General features: G+C 73.4%; 15 protein-coding genes. 11 read left to right on the forward strand and 4 right to left on the reverse strand.

The window, feature by feature from the left end:
* Positions 1-2 precede the first annotated feature (2 nt).
* Both ACZ5NJ_RS27020 and ACZ5NJ_RS27025 read left to right on the forward strand, forming a co-directional pair.
* Entirely contained in the window at positions 3-647 is a 645-nt protein-coding gene (locus tag ACZ5NJ_RS27020; RefSeq protein ID WP_468767947.1) for an amino acid ABC transporter permease, read from the forward strand.
* Complete coding sequence (locus ACZ5NJ_RS27025; protein WP_468767949.1) at positions 644-1,522, forward strand: amino acid ABC transporter permease; 879 nt, start codon at positions 644-646, stop codon at positions 1,520-1,522. The genes ACZ5NJ_RS27020 and ACZ5NJ_RS27025 overlap by 4 nt, the downstream gene beginning before the upstream one ends.
* A 30-nt stretch (positions 1,523-1,552) precedes the next feature.
* On the opposite strand, the gene ACZ5NJ_RS27030 is transcribed toward ACZ5NJ_RS27025, so the two are convergent.
* Positions 1,553-3,148 carry an alpha/beta fold hydrolase gene (locus ACZ5NJ_RS27030; RefSeq protein WP_468767951.1) on the reverse strand — a complete coding sequence of 532 codons (1,596 nt, stop codon included), beginning with the start codon at positions 3,146-3,148 and terminating at the stop codon, positions 1,553-1,555.
* Positions 3,149-3,302: 154 nt separating this feature from the next.
* The gene (locus ACZ5NJ_RS27035; protein WP_468767953.1) at positions 3,303-4,529 is read right to left on the reverse strand and encodes a L,D-transpeptidase; all 1,227 of its coding nucleotides are present in this window, start codon (positions 4,527-4,529) and stop codon (positions 3,303-3,305) included.
* Between the two features lie 294 nt (positions 4,530-4,823).
* On the opposite strand from ACZ5NJ_RS27035, the gene murJ reads away from it, so the two are divergent.
* Genes murJ through ACZ5NJ_RS27060 form a run of 5 tightly spaced genes read left to right on the forward strand, consistent with a single transcriptional unit; the run spans position 4,824 to position 10,513 of the window.
* Positions 4,824-6,470: a murein biosynthesis integral membrane protein MurJ gene (gene murJ, locus ACZ5NJ_RS27040; RefSeq protein WP_468767954.1), complete on the forward strand. Its 1,647-nt coding sequence runs from the start codon at positions 4,824-4,826 to the stop codon at positions 6,468-6,470.
* 41 nt (positions 6,471-6,511) lie between these two features.
* On the forward strand, positions 6,512-7,192 hold the full coding sequence (locus ACZ5NJ_RS27045; RefSeq protein WP_468767955.1) for a response regulator: 681 nt from the start codon (positions 6,512-6,514) through the stop codon (positions 7,190-7,192).
* 9 nt (positions 7,193-7,201) lie between these two features.
* The gene (locus tag ACZ5NJ_RS27050) at positions 7,202-8,665 is read left to right on the forward strand and encodes an ATP-binding protein (RefSeq protein ID WP_468767957.1); all 1,464 of its coding nucleotides are present in this window, start codon (positions 7,202-7,204) and stop codon (positions 8,663-8,665) included.
* The gene (locus ACZ5NJ_RS27055) at positions 8,662-9,168 is read left to right on the forward strand and encodes a hypothetical protein (RefSeq protein WP_468767959.1); all 507 of its coding nucleotides are present in this window, start codon (positions 8,662-8,664) and stop codon (positions 9,166-9,168) included. Before ACZ5NJ_RS27050 ends, ACZ5NJ_RS27055 begins: the two co-directional genes overlap by 4 nt.
* A gap of 40 nt (positions 9,169-9,208) precedes the next feature.
* A complete protein-coding gene (locus tag ACZ5NJ_RS27060; protein ID WP_468767960.1) occupies positions 9,209-10,513 on the forward strand; it encodes a cytochrome P450 in 1,305 nt (434 codons plus the stop codon).
* Here the strand turns inward: ACZ5NJ_RS27060 and ACZ5NJ_RS27065 are convergent.
* Positions 10,473-11,195, reverse strand: a complete 723-nt coding sequence (locus ACZ5NJ_RS27065) for a hypothetical protein (protein WP_468767963.1) — start codon at positions 11,193-11,195, stop codon at positions 10,473-10,475. The two genes, ACZ5NJ_RS27060 and ACZ5NJ_RS27065, sit on opposite strands and share 41 nt — an antisense overlap.
* 101 nt (positions 11,196-11,296) lie before the next feature.
* Here ACZ5NJ_RS27065 and ggt point away from each other — a divergent pair, with 101 nt between their 5' ends.
* Complete coding sequence (gene ggt / locus ACZ5NJ_RS27070; protein WP_468767965.1) at positions 11,297-13,096, forward strand: gamma-glutamyltransferase; 1,800 nt, start codon at positions 11,297-11,299, stop codon at positions 13,094-13,096.
* A gap of 3 nt (positions 13,097-13,099) precedes the next feature.
* Here ggt and map read toward each other — a convergent pair whose 3' ends face one another.
* Positions 13,100-13,867: a type I methionyl aminopeptidase gene (gene map / locus ACZ5NJ_RS27075; protein WP_468767966.1), complete on the reverse strand. Its 768-nt coding sequence runs from the start codon at positions 13,865-13,867 to the stop codon at positions 13,100-13,102.
* Between the two features lie 64 nt (positions 13,868-13,931).
* On the opposite strand from map, the gene ACZ5NJ_RS27080 reads away from it, so the two are divergent.
* The 3 genes from ACZ5NJ_RS27080 (at position 13,932) to ACZ5NJ_RS27090 (ending at position 15,789) form a co-directional block, all read left to right on the forward strand.
* Positions 13,932-14,183, forward strand: a complete 252-nt coding sequence (locus ACZ5NJ_RS27080; protein ID WP_468767968.1) for a helix-turn-helix domain-containing protein — start codon at positions 13,932-13,934, stop codon at positions 14,181-14,183.
* A gap of 95 nt (positions 14,184-14,278) precedes the next feature.
* Positions 14,279-14,413 (forward strand): hypothetical protein, encoded by a 135-nt coding sequence (locus ACZ5NJ_RS27085; protein WP_468767970.1) that lies wholly within the window; start codon positions 14,279-14,281, stop codon positions 14,411-14,413.
* Between the two features lie 23 nt (positions 14,414-14,436).
* Positions 14,437-15,789 carry a hypothetical protein gene (locus ACZ5NJ_RS27090; protein ID WP_468767971.1) on the forward strand — a complete coding sequence of 451 codons (1,353 nt, stop codon included), beginning with the start codon at positions 14,437-14,439 and terminating at the stop codon, positions 15,787-15,789.
* Positions 15,790-16,003 lie beyond the last annotated feature (214 nt).

A 16,003-nucleotide genomic window follows, 5' to 3' on the forward strand; every position in this document is an offset into this window, starting at 1 on the left:
CCATGCACGTACTCACCGACAACTTCGCGCTCTACGGCAAGGGCTTCCTCGGCACCGTCGAGCTGACCGTCTACGCCTCGCTGCTCGCCCTGGTCCTCGGCTTCCTGATGGCCTCCTTCCGCGTCGCGCCCGTCGGCTCCTTCCGGGTCTTCGGCACGGTCTGGGTGACCGTGCTGCGCAACACCCCGCTGACCCTGCTCTTCTTCGCCGTGCTGCTGGGCCTGCCGCGCTTCGGGCTGGTCCTGCCGTTCCAGCTCTTCGCCGTCCTCGCGCTCGGCTGCTACACCTCGGCCTTCATCTGCGAGGCCCTGCGCTCGGGCATCAACACCGTGCCCACGGGGCAGGGGGAGGCCGCCCGCAGCCTGGGGATGACCTTCGGCCAGACCCTGGGCACGGTCGTCCTGCCGCAGGCCTTCCGCTCCGTCATCCCGCCCATCGGCTCCACGCTGATCGCCCTCGCCAAGAATTCGGCCATCGCCGGCGCCTTCAGCGTCACCGAGCTGCTGGGCACGTACAAGACCCTCAACGAGCTGGGCTACAGCATCGTCTGGACCTTCGTCTGGATCGCCGTGGGCTACCTGATCATCACCCTGTCCATCAGCGCGCTCTTCAACGTGCTGGAGAAGCGCTACGGAGTCGCCCGATGACCGCGCACGCGCTGCACGGGGACCGGCGGTCCACCGCCCTCTACGACCTGCCCGGCCCGCACACCCTGCGCCGCCACTTCCTCTACGGGATCGTCTCGACGGTGGTGATCCTCGGCCTGCTCGCCTGGATCCTGTACCTGCTCTTCGACACCCACCAGTTCACCGCCGCCAAGTGGCGCCCCTTCGCCTACCAGGGCATCCAGGACCTGCTGCTCAAGGGCCTGGGCAACACCCTCAAGGCCTTCGTGTACGCCTCGGTGCTCTCGCTGGTGCTCGGCGCGGTGCTGGCCACCGGCCGGCTCTCGGTGCACCGGCCGGTGCGCTGGCTGGCGACGCTGTGCGTGGAGTTCTTCCGGGCCATGCCGGTGCTGGTGATGATCTTCTTCATCTTCGTCGCGCTGAAGGTGCAGCCGCTGCCCGCCCTGGTGGCGGGGCTGACCCTGTACAACGGCTCCGTGCTGGCCGAGGTCTTCCGTACGGGGATCAACGCGGTGGAGCGGGGCCAGCGCGAGGCGGCGTACGCGCTCGGCATGCGCAAGACGCAGGTGATGACCTTCGTCCTGGCCCCGCAGGCGGTCCGGGCGATGCTGCCCACGATCATCAGCCAGCTGGTGGTGGCCCTGAAGGACACCTCGCTCGGCTTCCTGATCACCTACGAGGAGTTCCTGCACGCGGGCAAGCTGATCGCCTCCAACCTGGACTACGACCTCCCGTTCATCCCCGTCGTGATGATCATCTCGCCGATCTACATCGGGATGTGCATGCTGCTGTCCTGGTTCGCCACGTGGGTGGCCCGGCGGGAGCGCCGCAGCCTCAAGACCGGGGCCGTCGAGGTCGCTCCCGCCGAACCGGGACCGGTGCTGCCGGGGAGGTAGGCGCGCGACCCCTCCGGCGGCAGCCGGCGATCACTGCTCGCGCAGCGGCACCGAGACGTACGAGGGGTCGGTGCGCGGCGAGGAGAAGGTCAGCTGCGCGCCGGTGGGGTTGTGCTCGATGTAGAGCGGGTCGACCGTGTCGACGACGAGGGCGAGCCGGTGGCCCGCGGGCACGTCGTAGGCGGTGGAGAAGAGGTCCAGGTCCACGCCGAAGGACTGCCCGGGGGTCTTGTCGTGGAAGGTGTACGGGGCGTGGGAGACGAGCTTGCCGACGCCGAGCGGGCCGACGTCGTAGAGGTAGGCGACGAAGGTGCCGTCGCCCTTGGTGGGCGTGACGGTGGTGTGCAGGCGGACGGTGCCGCGGACACGGCGCTCCCGCTCGTAGCGGGGGGACTGCCAGACGGCGGCGAAGGCGCGGGGCAGGAGCGGGATGGAGGCGACCGGGGGCGCCTTGGCGAACTGGTCGAGGACGCTGGAGAGGAAGATCACCCCGCCGTCGGCCCCGGAGTCCACGTTGGCCCGGAGGTGCTCGCTGCCGTCCAGCGGCAGCCTCTCCTCGCCGCCGGCACCGACGGACTTCCAGTCGGCGTAGCCCTCGTAGCCGCCGGTGCTGCGGGACTTGATCCGCACCGGCGCCTCGGTGTCGACGCCGTTGCGCTCGCCCTTGAGGTAGCGGTCGAACCAGCGGTGGGCGTCGGTCCAGGTGTCGTTGGGCAGTCCGAGCAGGCCGGTGGCCTCGGCGGTGGCGTGGTCGCCGGGGCGGAACTCCAGGCGCTTGGGGCCCGTGAGCTTCTCGAAGAACTCCGCGTACTGGTTGGGCGGGAAGATGGTGTCCCCCCAGGCGTTGCCGAGCATGATCGCGGCGCCGTTGGCGTTGATCCGGCCGAGCTGCTCGGAGGCGGAGCGCTTCCTGCCCCACTCGATCATCGCCGCCTCGTTCTCCAGCTTCGAGCCGAGGAAGTCGCCGAGGATCTGCTGGAGTTCGGGCCCGGGGCGGCCGGTGAGGTAGCCGGCGGCGCCGAGCATCCCGGCGGCCTGGAGGTGCTGGGTGCGGCCGGAGTAGATGGAGTCGATGAGGTCGGCCCAGCCGCTGAGCGCGACCACGGCCTTGACGCGGGGGTCGTGGGCGGAGGCCAGCAGGCTGATGCCCGCGCCGTAGGAGACCCCGCCCAGGCCGATGTGGTCCGGGTCGGCGGGGGTGGTGGCGAGGGCCCAGTCGATGACGGCGGAGACGTCGGCGACGTCCGCCGGGCCTGCCGTCTCGATCTGCCCGCCGGAGAGCCAGAAGCCCCGCGAGGTGTAACCGACCACGGTGTAGCCGGAGTCCGCCAGCTGCTTGGCCTGGGCGAGGTATTCGACCTGTGGCATCCCCCAGCTGGTGGGGAGCACGATCAGCGGGTACTTGCGGCCGGGCTCCGCCCCGGCCGGGGTGAAGACGTTGCCCTTGAGGGTGATGCCGCCGGAGCCGGGGATGTCGAAGAAGCGTACGTCCGACGACGCCTGCGCCGAGGTCTGCGGGGTGGCGGCCGTCGCCGCCCGGGCCTGGTGGGGGGACAGGCCCAGGGTCAGGGCGGTCGCCGTGATCAGGGCGGCCGCTGTCGCTGCGGTGTGGGGGCGGGCTCTCATCGAACGCTCCTCGCGTGCGCCGGTGTCCGAAAGTGACCCGACGGTAACGGGAGGGGCTTACTCAAGGTAACCCGCCAGTAAGTTACGTAGCGGTAACAATTGGTGGAACGTCAGGATCCGCCCACACCCGCCCATGTCCGCACCAGGCTTGCCGTCAGCCCGCCTGGGTGGCTCCGGTCAGCGCGCTCTTGGCCTTCCACTGGTCCCAGGACACGTTCCACTCGCCGTAGCCGTTGCCGACGTCCGCCTTGCCCTTGGAGCCGCTGCCGACCACCTCCAGGGGGTCGCCCGCCTGCGCCTGCTCGTAGACGGCCTTGGCGTTGGCGTCGCTCATCCCCACGCAGCCGGAACTGGCGTTGGTCCTGCCGAACTTGTCGTCGTTCCACGGGGCCGCGTGCACGTACATGCCCGACCAGGTCAGCCGCATCGAGTAGTCGACCATCTTGGCGTAGGAGTCGCCGAGACCCACCGTCTGGGAGTCCATGAAGATGGTGCCCTCCTTCGCCATCAGCACCATCTTCCCGGACCAGGAGGCCTTCTCGCCGCCCGGAGTGCCCGCCGAGACGGGAACCGTCCTGACGACCCGGCCGTCCTCGGTGATGGACATCTTCTTGGTGTCCAGGCTGACCTCCATCCGGTGGTCCTTGCCTATCTTGAACTCGGTGGTGTAATCGCGGGCGAAGAGTCCGCCGCCGGCGCCGGAGTCCACGCCGTTCAGGTTCATTTCCACCTTCACGTCGGTGCCGGACTTCCAGTAGTCCTTGGGCCGCCAGTCCACCCGGTCGTTGCCGGAATAGTCCTTGACCCAGCCCCAGGAACCCTCGGTGTTGTTCGAGGTGGTCACCTTCAGCTGCTTCTCGACCTCGGCCTTGTTCTTCACCGGATTGTCGAAGACCAGCGAGACCGGCATGGCGACCCCGACCGTGCTGCCCTTCGGGACGTTGATGGAGACCTTGTTCACCTTGTCGGCGGCCGAGGTCTTGAACTGCGTGCCCGCGTTCCGGCTGTCGGTGCTCTGCGCCTCGACCTTGTAGTCCGTGTTCGGCGCGGCGTTGCGGCCCGAGGTCCAGCTCCTGCCGTCGGCGGCGATCTGCCCGGCCAGCTCCCCACCCTTGCCGTCCGTCACCTTGACCTGCGCCAGCTTGCCGTCGGCGATGGTCACCTTGACCGGCTCACCGGACTTGACCTGGCCGTCCGTCAGGTTCACCGAAACGGCCAGGGGTGCCTTGTTCTTCGTGTCCGCCGCCGTGCCGTCGCCGGCAGCGCCGCCGCCCGAACCGCCCGAACAGGCGGTCAGCGCGGCGGCGAGCAACGCGGTGCCGGCGAGGGCGGCGTGGCGGGCCCGGCGGCGCGGGAGTGCGGTACGGCGTGTGCGGCTCAAGGAAATCCCCTCCGGAGTAATGGTCGTCCACAAGGAAGGAGTGAACGGGACGACTTTAGGTTGCGCATTCCCCGGGAAAAGCCGTCCTCGGCCTTGTGACATGGGCCGCAGCGAAACGGTTGCCGAACCGTCACATTCCGCTTCCGTAAGCCGTGTCGGCTCCGGATAAAGGACCTTCGGCTCGGTGGAAAGGGCGAACGACCCCTTCCGGATACGAATTCCGGGACCGGGTCGGCCGCCCGCCCGGGGTACGCTCCACGTTCGCCCCCGCCCCCGAATCCTGGGAGACCGCCCGTGACAGCCACCGACACCAGGCCGGCGCAGGCGCACCCGCCGGCTCCGGCGAAGACCTCGGTGCTGCGCAGCGGCGCGCTCATGGCGGCCGGCTCCATCGTCTCCCGGGCCACCGGCTTCGTCCGCTCCGCCGTGGTCCTCGCCGCGCTGGGCACCGCGTTCCTCGGTGACGGCTACGCCGTCGCCAACACCGTGCCGAACATCATCTACATGCTGCTCATAGGCGGCGCGCTCAACGCCGTCTTCGTCCCCGAGCTGGTCCGCGCCGCCAAGGAACACCGTGACGGCGGGGCCGCGTACACCGACCGGCTGCTGACCGCCTGCACCGTGGCGCTCCTCGCCCTCACGGCCGCCGCCGTCCTCGCCGCACCGCTGGTCGTCGACGCGTACACCCCCTCCTCCTATACGGACGCGGAGCGGAACACCGTCGTCGCCCTCGCCCGCTTCTGCCTGCCGCAGATCCTCTTCTACGGCCTGTTCACCCTGCTCGGCCAGGTACTGAACGCCCGCGGCCGGTTCGGCGCGATGATGTGGACGCCGGTCCTCAACAACTTCGTGATCATCGCCGTCTTCGGGTGGTTCCTGTACGCCTCCGGGGGCGGCCGCAGCGGGCTGACCGCCTCAGAGACCCGGCTGCTGGGCCTCGGCACCACCGCCGGCATAGTCGTCCAGGCCCTCGCCCTGGTCCCCGCGCTGCGCGCCGCCCGCTTCCGCTGGCGGCCCCGCTTCGACTGGCGCGGCAGCGGCCTCACCCGCCCCCTGCGCAACGCGGGCTGGCTGGTCATGCTCGTCCTCACCAACCAGTTCGCCTACTGGGTGGTGACCAGCCTCTCCACCACCGTCCAGGACCGGCCGGGCGGCTCCGGCTTCGGCTACGCCGCCTACAGCAGCGCCTACCAGCTGTGGATCGTCCCGCAGGGCATCATCACCGTCTCCCTGGTCACCGCCCTGATGCCCCGGATGAGCACGGCCGCGGTCGCGGGCGACCTCGGCGCCGTCCGCGAGGACGTCTCGTACGCCCTGCGCTCCAGCGCCGCCCTCGTGCTGCCCGCGGCGGCGCTCTTCGCCGCGCTGGCCCCGTGGGTGATGGACTGCGTCTCCGGATACGGATCGGTCACCCCCGAGGGCGTCGCCGCCATGGCCGGCATGCTCATGGCCTTCGCCCCCGGCCTCGTCGCCTACTCCGCCCAGTACGTCCTCGCGCGCGGCTTCTACGCCCTGTCCGACACCCGCACCCCCTTCTTCCTCAACCTGGTCGTGGTGGCCCTCAACGCCGGGCTCTCGTACGCCGCCTACCTGCTGCTCCCGGCCCGCTGGGCGGTCACCGGCATGGCCGCCGCCGCCTCCCTCGCCTTCCTCGGCGGCTCCGCCGTCACCGCGTACGCCCTCGCCCGCCGGCTCGGCCCGCGCACCGGCCCCCGCGCCGCCACCGCCCTGCGCACCCACCTGCGGCTGCTCGCCGCCTGCCTGCCCGCGGCCGCCGCCGGCCACGCGGCCGCCCGCGCCGCCGACGGCCTCGGGGCCTTCGCCGCGGCCGGGGCGGGAACCGCGGCACTCGCCCTGGTCGTCGTACTCCTCGCCAGGCCCCTGCGCCTGACGGAGATCACCGAGCTGCTGGACTCCCTGCGCCGCAAGACCGGCCGATAGGGGGAGGAAAGGCGGCGGAACACCTTGGGATACTGGACCGGATGCCACGCGTACTGCTGATCGAGGACGACCCTTCCATCCGGGAAGGAGTCGCCCTCGGCCTGCGCCGCCGGGGCCACGAGGTCACCGCCGCCGGCACCGGCGAGGAGGGCCTCGCCCTCATGGGCGGCTTCCACCCCGAGCTCGTCCTCCTCGACCTGATGCTGCCCGGGATCAACGGCGTCCAGGTCTGCCGCCGGATCCGCGAGACCAGCATGGTGCCCGTCATCATGCTCACCGCGCGCGGCGACGACTTCGACGTCGTCGTCGGGCTGGAGGCCGGCGCCGACGACTACATCGTCAAACCCGCCCGCACCGCGATCATCGAGGCCCGCGTCCGCGCCGTCCTGCGCCGCCGCCCCGCCCCCGCAGGCGGTCTCGGCGTCGAACAGCACGGCGAGCTCGCCGTGGACCGCGCCGGACTGACCGCCGCCAAGAACGGCGAACGGCTCGCCCTCGCCCCCAGCGAGATCAAACTCCTGCTCCACCTGTCGGCCGCCCCGGAACAGGTCTTCTCCCGCCAGCAGCTGCTGGAGAGCGTGTGGGAGCACAGCTACCACGCCGATGCCCGGCTCGTGGACGCCTGCGTCCGCCGGCTGCGCCACAAGATCGAGGACCCCGCCCACGGCCCCCGCTACATACAGACGGTGCGGGGCTTCGGCTACCGCTTCGGGCCGCTCTAGGAGACCCCTGTGCCCAGCCGCGCGCCGTTCGGCCTGCGCACCCGCCTCATCGCCGCGTTCCTGCTGGTCGCCGCGATCTGCGCGGTCAGCACCGCCGCCCTCACCTACCGGCAGGCGCGCAGCGCCGTCCTCACCCAGAGCCAGGACACCGCCGTCGGCACCCTGCGCGAACAGCTGGAGGCCGTGGCCCTGACCCTCCCGCTGGACCAGCGCCAGCTCCAGCGCGTCGTCGACGACGTCGGCAGACGCGGCAAACCCCACCCCTGGGTGGTCTTCGGCGAGTACGGGACCCTGCGCGCCTCCTCCGCCGACCTCGGCTCACCCGTCTCCGACGTCCTCACCGACACCCTGCGCACCCAGGTGTCCACCCACCCCCACGGCGCCTTCCAGCGGGTCACCGACGACCGCGGCGAGCCCTACCTGACCATCGGCATGCCCGCCGTCTTCCTCCACAACGGCGCCCGCGAGGCCACCGGAGCGGTCCTCTACGCCGTCATGCCGCTCTCCACCGAACAGCAGACCGTCGACGCCATGGTCCAGGCCGCCAAGCAGGGCGCCGTCCCGGGGCTGGCCATCTCGGTCGTCCCCGCCCTGCTTGCCGCGCGCAGCGTCCTGCGTCCCGTGCGCGACATGCGCCGCGCCGCACAGAACCTGGGCCGCGGCCACCTCGACACCCGGATCGAGGTCCGTGGCGCCGATGAACTGGCCGGCCTCGCCCGCACCTTCAACGAGACGGCCGGAGCCCTGGAGGAATCCGTGGCCGAACTGCGGGACGCGGAGGCGCGGGCCCGCCGGTTCGCCGCCGACGTCTCCCACGAACTGCGCACCCCGCTCGCCGGGATGCTCGCCGTCACCGAGGTCCTCGACGAGGACGCCGAACAGCTCGACCCCGACACCGCCAAGGCGCTGCGGCTGATCAGCGCCGAGACCGGCAAACTGGCCGTGCTCGTCGAGGACCTGATGGAGATCTCCCGCTTCGACGCCCGCGCCGCCGGGCTCAACCTGGACGACGTGGACGTGGCCGAGGCCGTGGGCAAGACCCTCCAGCGCCGCCACTGGGACGACGGACGCGTCACCACCGAACTGCCCGACGGGGTCCGGGCCCGCCTCGACCCCCGCCGCTTCGACGTGGTCCTCGCCAACCTGGTCGGCAACGCGCTGCGGCACGGCGCCGCCCCCGTCCGGGTCGCCGTGCGCACCGCCCCCGCGGCGGAGGGCGAACGCCTCGTCGTGGAGGTCGCCGACAGCGGGCCCGGCATCGGTGCCGAGGTGCTGCCGCACATCTTCGACCGCTTCTTCAAGGCCGACGCCGCCCGCACCCGCTCCGCCGGCAGCGGCCTCGGCCTCGCGATCAGCCTGGAGAACGTCCGGCTGCACGGCGGCACCCTCGGCGCCGCCAACGCCCCCGAGGGGACGGACCGCTTCGGGGGAGCGGTGTTCACCCTCGACATGCCGCTGGAGGCCGCCCCGTGAGCCCGCGGCCGCCGTTCCGCCCGGCCGTGGCCGCCGCCCTGCTGGCCCCGCTGCTCGCGGCCACCGCCTGCGGGATCAAGCCCACCGGGGTCGTGGAGAGCGGCGCCGCCGCACGGGTGGCCGTCGCCCGGGCCGGAGCCGCCACGGCCTACTTCGTCACCCCCGACGGGCGCCTGGCCCCCGCGCCGCAGCCCGAGTACACCCAGGGCGGGCCCCGGGGCAGCGTGATCGGGTTGCTGCGCGGGCCCGGCCAGGCGGAGCAGGACGCGGGGCTGCGCACCCGGGTGCCCGTGCTGGGGGAGGAGGCGGCCGAGGGCGGCGTGAGCGTGACGGTCACCGACCGGCTGGAGGTGATCCTGCCCTTCCCCGTCGCCGGCCTCGACCCGCTGGGCCGCCGTCAGCTGGTGTGCAGCGCCTTGTCCACGGTGGACCCGCTGTACGAGGTGATCCTGCGCGGCACCGACACGGCCCTGGATCCGGCCCGCTGCGACGCCGGGCACTGAGTCTTGTGGCGGCGTCCCGTGTGCCGTCACCGTGTGGACCATGGAACCCGCAGCAGACGCATCCGCCGCCCCGGCCGTCCCCGCCGCCCGCCGGCTTCCGGACGTGCCCGACGTGTTCGACCCGCACCTCTACGCCGAGGGCGTCCCCCACGAGCGCTACCGGGTGCTGCGCGAGCGGTACCCCGTGGCCTGGCAGGAGGAGCCGGAGGTGGACGGGTGGCCCGCCGGGCCCGGGTTCTGGGCCGTCACCCGGCACGCCGACGTCGTCCGCGTCCTGCGCGACCACACCGCGTACTCCTCCTGGCTCGGCGCCACCCAGATCCGCGACCCCGACCCCGCCGACCTGCCCTTCCTGCGCCGCACCATGCTCAACCAGGACCCTCCCGGACACGGCCGGCTGCGCCGCCTGGTCTCCCGGGCCTTCACCCCCGCCCGGGTCGACGCCTTCACCGCCCGCGCCCGCGAGCGCGCCCGTACGCTCCTGGCCGCCGCCCGGGACGGAGCCGAGGACGGCGCCGCCGACCTGGTCCGCACCGTCACCGACGAGTACGCCCTCCTCAACCTCACCGACCTGCTCGGAGTCCCGGCCGCCGACCGGGGCCTGCTGCTGGAGTGGACCGTACGCGTCATCGGCTACCAGGACCCCGAGGACGCCCCCGCCCCGCTCCGCGGCCCCGACGGCAGGCCCCTCAACCCGCGCTCACCGGCCCTGCTCGGCGAGATGTTCGGCTACGCCCGCGAACTCGCCGCGTACAAGCGGGCCCACCCCGGCGACGACGTGATGACCGCCCTCGCCCAGGGCGGCCTGGAGCCGGCCGAACTGGAGATGTTCTTCTTCCTGCTGACCGTCGCCGGCAACGACACCGTCCGCAGCGCCGCCCCCGGCGGCCTCCTCGCCCTGGCCCGCGACCCCGACGCCTACCGGGCCCTCGCCGACGGCACCGCGCCGCCCGACCGGGCCGTCGAGGAACTCCTGCGCGTCCACCCGCCGGTGCTCAGCTTCCGCCGTACCGCCGCCCGTGACACCGAACTCGCCGGGACCCGGATCCGCGCCGGTGACAAGGTGGTGGTCTTCCACGCCTCCGCCAACCACGACGAACGCGTCTTCACCGACCCGCACCGCCTCGACCTCGGCCGCGCCCCGAACCCGCACGTCTCCTTCGGCGACGGCCCCCACGTCTGCCTCGGCGCCCACTTCGCCCGGCTCCAGCTGCGCACCCTCCACGAGGAGTGGCGCGCGGCGATGCCCGCGCCCGAACTCGCCGGTGAGCCCCGCCGGCTGGTCTCCCACTTCATCAACGGGATCACGCGGCTGCCGCTGCGGGTGTCCGGGCCGCGGCGGTGACGTCCGCCACCAGCTCCGTCACGTCCGGGCCGTACGCGTCGGAGTTGACCACCTTCAGCAGGAGGCAGAACGCCGCCTTGCGGTGGGTGCGGGCCAGCTTCTCGTGGTGGCGGGCCAGGTAACGGGCGGCGGCCTGGTTGCTGTTGGCGGTCTGCCCCGACAGCAGGAACACCGGCCGCGCGCCCTGGTCCGTCGTCAGCCGCGCCAGCAGCACGTACTCGACCAGCCCCGGCTCCCACCGGTACGTCTCGCCGCCGACGGCTATCGCCCCCCGGTCCGGGCCGGGCGCGGAGGAGACGTCGACCCGTACCCCCGGCAGCATCGACTGCAGGTGCGCCACGGTACGGGAGTTGGACGCCGGACCGCCGACGCAGAACTCGGCGCGCTCGCCGAACCCCTGGCGGGCCTCGTGGGTGACGATCTGCACCGTCGCCCCGCAGTCCTTGATCAGGGCCGATATCTCCAGCAGCGCGAACGCGTCGTTGCGGTGCAGCGAGGACTCGGTGCCGCCCATCTGCCGGTTGACCACGAACAGGCAGTCCGAGCCGGCCGGCAGCCCGAAGAAGGCCTGCTTGCGGCGCAGCGCCCGGCGCCACAGGTACGTACGGGTGAACCAGCCGGAACCGCCGCTGATGGCGGTGGCCACCACCCCGAGCACGATGTTGCGCACGTCGTCGTTCATGCGGCGGATGCTAACGGGCCCGCCGCCGCCCTGACGTGGAGGGTGCGGCGGAGCTAGGCTTCCGACCCGTGATCTGACAGGCAGTCGACCGGAGGAACCGGATGCGCGCTTCCGCAGGACGTCAGTTGGTGTTCGCAGCTCTCGCCGGGGCGCTCGTCTCCACCGGAGCCGCCGCTCCGCCCTCGCCGGCCACCACCCCGCCCAAGGTTCCGGTGGCCGTCGGGTACGGAGGGGCCGTCGCCAGCGTGGACGCCGACGCCTCGGCGGCCGGGATCGCCGTCCTGCGGGCCGGGGGCAACGCCGTGGACGCGGCCATCGCCACCGCCGCCGCGCTCGGGGTCACCGAACCGTACTCGGCCGGCATCGGCGGCGGCGGGTACCTCGTCCACTACGACGCCGCCACCCACCGCGTGCAGACGATCGACGGCCGCGAGACGGCGCCCGCCACGGCCACCGAGACCCTCTTCCAGGAGAACGGCGCCCCCATCCCCTTCGAGGAGGGGCAGACCAGCGGCCGCAGCGTCGGCGTCCCCGGCACCCCCGCCACCTGGAAGACCGCCCTCGACGCCTGGGGCACCAAGCCGCTCTCCCAACTCCTGCGCCCGGCCGAGAAACTGGCCCGCGACGGCTTCACCGTCGACGCCACCTTCCGGGCCCAGACCGAGGCCAACCAGAGCCGCTTCAACGACTTCCCCGACACCCGGAGGCTGTTCCTGCCCGGCGGGCAGCTCCCCGTCGTCGGCTCCACCTTCAAGAATCCCGATCTCGCCGCCACCTACGCCGAACTCGCCCGCAACGGCACCGGCGCCCTCTACTGGGGGCCGATCGCCGACGACATCGTCAAGGCCGTCCGCAAGCCCCCCGTCGACCCGGCCGCCACCCGCAAGGTCCGCTCCGGCGACCTGACCGCCGCCGACCTGCGCGTGTACGAGACCAGGCGGCAGGCCCCGACCCGGGTCGGCTACCGGGGCCTGGACGTCTACAGCATGGCCCCCTCCTCCTCCGGCGGCACCACCGTCGGGGAGGCGCTGAACATCCTGGAGCGCACCGACCTGTCGAAGCTCTCCGAGGCCCAGTACCTGCACCGGTTCATCGAGGCCTCCCGGATCTCCTTCGCCGACCGGGGCCGCTGGGTCGGCGACCCGGCCGCCCAGTCCGTCCCGACCCGCGAGCTGCTCTCGCAGCGGTACGCCGACTCGCGCGGCTGCCTCATCAGGCCGGACGCGACCCTGACCAGCCCGCTGGCCCCCGGCGACCCGCGCCACCCGGCGCCCTGCGGCGGCACCGGGCAGGCCGCCCCGACCACGTACGAGGGGGAGAACACCACGCACCTGACGGTCGCCGACCGCTGGGGCAACGTGGTCTCGTACACCCTGACCATCGAGTCCACCGGCGGCAGCGCCATCACCGTCCCGGGGCGCGGCTTCCTGCTCAACAACGAGCTGACCGACTTCTCCTTCGCCCCGGCCGCCCCCGGCGTCCCGGACCCGAACCTGCCCGGCCCCGGCAAGCGGCCGCGCTCGTCCATGTCCCCGACCATCGTCCTCGACCACGGCCGCCCGGTCCTGGCCGTCGGATCCCCGGGCGGGGCGACCATCATCACCACCGTCCTGCAGACCCTGCTCGGGCACCTGGACCGGGGCCTGCCGCTGGTCGACGCGATCAAGGCGCCGCGCGCCAGCCAGCGCAACCAGACCACGACCGAGCTGGAACCCGCGCTGTGGAACAGTCCGCTGCGCGCCGAACTGGAGGGTCTGGGGCAGGCGTTCCGGCAGAACCCGGAGATCGGTGCCGCGACCGGCGTCCAGCGGCTCCCGGACGGCCGCTGGCTGGCGGCCGCCGAGACGACCCGGCGGGGCGGGGGCTCGGCGATGGTCGTCCACCCGCAGGGGAAGCCGTGACCCTTACAGCGCGGTGAGGATCCTGGGACCGCCGGCGGTGATCGCGACCGTGTGCTCCACGTGCGCGGCGCGGGAGCCGTCGGTGGTGCGCAGGGTCCACCCGTCGGGGTCGCAGACGTAGTCGTCCCCGCCGCCCGCGATCAGCATCGGCTCGATCGCCAGGACCATGCCGGGGCGCAGCTTCATGCCGCGCCCCGGCGGCCCCTCGTTGGGGACGCCCGGGTCCTCGTGCATGCCGCGGCCCACGCCGTGGCCGCCGAAGCCCTCCGGGATGCCGTAGCCGGCGGCGCGGCAGACGCTGCCGACCGCGTGCGCGATGTCGCCGATCCGGTTGCCGGGGACGGCGGCCGCGATACCGGCCGCCAGGGCCGCCTCCGCGATGGCGATCAGCCGCAGGTCGGCGGGGCGGGCCCGGCCGACGGTGAAGCTGACCGCCGCGTCGCCGACCCAGCCGCGGAGCCTGGCCCCGCAGTCGACGCTGACCAGGTCGCCGTCGCGCAGCCGGTAGCCGTCGGGGACGCCGTGCACGATCGCGTCGTTCACCGACGCGCACACCACGGCGGGGAACGGCACCGGCGCGAAGTGCGGGCGGTAGCCGAGGAAGGGGGAGGTGGCGCGGGCCTCCCGCAGGACCGCGCGGGCCACCGCGTCCAGCTCCAGCAGGGACGTGCCCACGCGGGCCGCCTCCCGTACGGCCGTCAGGGCGTGCGCGACCACCCGGCCGGCGGCACGCATCTCGTCGATCGCTTCGTCCGTCTTCAAGTGCACCATGCCGATAACTATACCGGTATAAGTTTAACGGGATAGTTATGGGCGCGCGGGGTAGGATGGGGGCATGGTGCGAACCCCCCTGACCCCCGAAGAACGCGAGCGCGGCGAGCGGCTGGGCGCGCTGCTGCGCGAGGCGCGCGGCGGCCGCAGCATGGTCGAGATCGCGGCCGGCGCCGGACTCTCGCCCGAGACCCTGCGCAAGATCGAGACCGGCCGCGCGCCGACCCCCGCCTTCTTCACCGTCGCCGCCCTCGCCGGGGCGCTCGGCCTCTCCCTGGACGAGGTCGTCCGCCGCTGCGCCCTGGTCCCCGCCTGACGCCACCGCCCCTCGGGGGGCGTCTCCGGCGGCCGGACGGCGCAATGGCCGATCGGGACGGCCGCGTCCGGGGCAGGGGTGGAGGCGTGTCCACCATGAACTCGTCCAAGCGGCTCGGTCTCGCGCTCCTCGGCGCCGTCCTCGCGGCCGGCCTGCTGGCCGCGGCCGGCTCCACTCCGGCGGACGCGGGTTCGCCGTCAAGGTTTGAGGCTCCCGTAGCGCGCCCGTAACGGTGGTGCGGTGCAATGCGGGGATGGAGACGCCGACTGCGCTGGCCATCGGGCAACTCACGGACTACCTACGGGGTCTGACGCAGAGACTCGACCCCGGAGCGGGCTGGTACGGGGAGTTCCTGCGGCGGGACCCGGAGGGGATGCGGGCCTGCCTGGACGGGATCGCCGTACCGCCGTGGGACGTACTGGAATCCCTCCTGCTGGACCTGCCGCCCGGTGCGGCCGCGCCGCAGGAAGCGGCGTACGCGGCGGGGCTGCGGGCCGCCGCCGTGGCGGCGTGGGACGCGCGGCCGGGCGGGGCGCGGGAGCTGGGCGCCCTCCTCGCGGCGGCCGCCGAGCAGCGGGCCGCCGTGGAGGAGGCCCTGCGGGCCCTGACCGCTCGGCTGACCGCCACGGCCGACCCGGCCGAGACCGAGTCCCTCTCGCGCGAACTGGCCTGGACGCACGACGACGCCGCCCGCGCCACGGCCCGCCAGACGGACCTCGAAACCCGCCTGGCCGCCCTCACCCTCACGTCCGTCCCCCGCCAACGCACCCCCCAGCCCCCACCACGCCACCCCGGACCCCCTGCCTCCGGGCAAGCCGGCCCCGGGCAAGCCGGCCCCGGGCAAGCCGGCCCCGGGCAGGTCGGCCCCCGCCAGGTCGGCACCGGGCAGGCCGTGTCCGGCCCGGATCCCGGGTCCGGGAGCGACCGGGACGTCCATCCCGGGTCCGGGGGCGACCGGGACGCCTGGTTCGGCGCGCCGTCCGCCGGTCCGGCGCCCGCGCAGGGCGCCCCCGCGCGGACCGGGCCCGCTGCCGGCCCCGGCGGCCCGCCGGGGCCGGAAGGGGCCGGAGGCGTGCCGCGCGGGATCGCCCGCGGGGCCTTCGTCGCCGAGCTGCTCACCCTGCGGGCCCAGGAACGCGGCGGCGAGGCGCACGCCCTGCTGTGCGAGGCCGCCCTGTGGCCCGCCGCGGAGCTGCCCGGCCTCGCCGACGAGCTCGGGTACGCCGGGCTGGCCGCCGACTGGGCCACTCTGCTGTGGGAGGCGGCCTCCCTCCCGCCCGGCCGGCTCGCCGCGGCGGCCGCGGCCCTCGGGGACGCGGGCCGCGAAGACGACCGCGACCGGCTGCTGCGCCAGTGCGTGGCCCGCCCGGCCGCCGACGTCGCCGAAGCCGCCCTCGCCCTCGGCGGAGCCGGCCGCGACGGGGAGACCCAGGCCCTGCTGGAGGCCTACGTCAGGCTGCGCACCGCCGAGGAGGCGGCCGCCCTGGCCCGCCACGACCCGCACTGGTTCGCCCCGCGCCTGCTCCGCGCGGCCCGCACCCTCTCCGCCGCCCACCACCGCGCCCTCGCCCACGCCCTCCGCGCGACCGGCCTCCCGACGGACTAGTACTCCAGCCGTAGATCGCGATCACCGCGTCCGGGCTGCGGCTTGTCGCCGATAGCCTGCACGGGTGGGTGAGATCGAGCGCCATCCCGGATGAGGCCGCCCCCCACAGGCGGGAATCGTCCGCTCTCTGATCGCAAACGACCGTGTGGCGACGTAACTTGATCGACTACTCCAACCGCGCAAGGTGGTCTTGCCCCACGCTGTGACGGGGCCT

This window comes from Streptomyces sp. NPDC032091 (genome assembly GCF_055580265.1).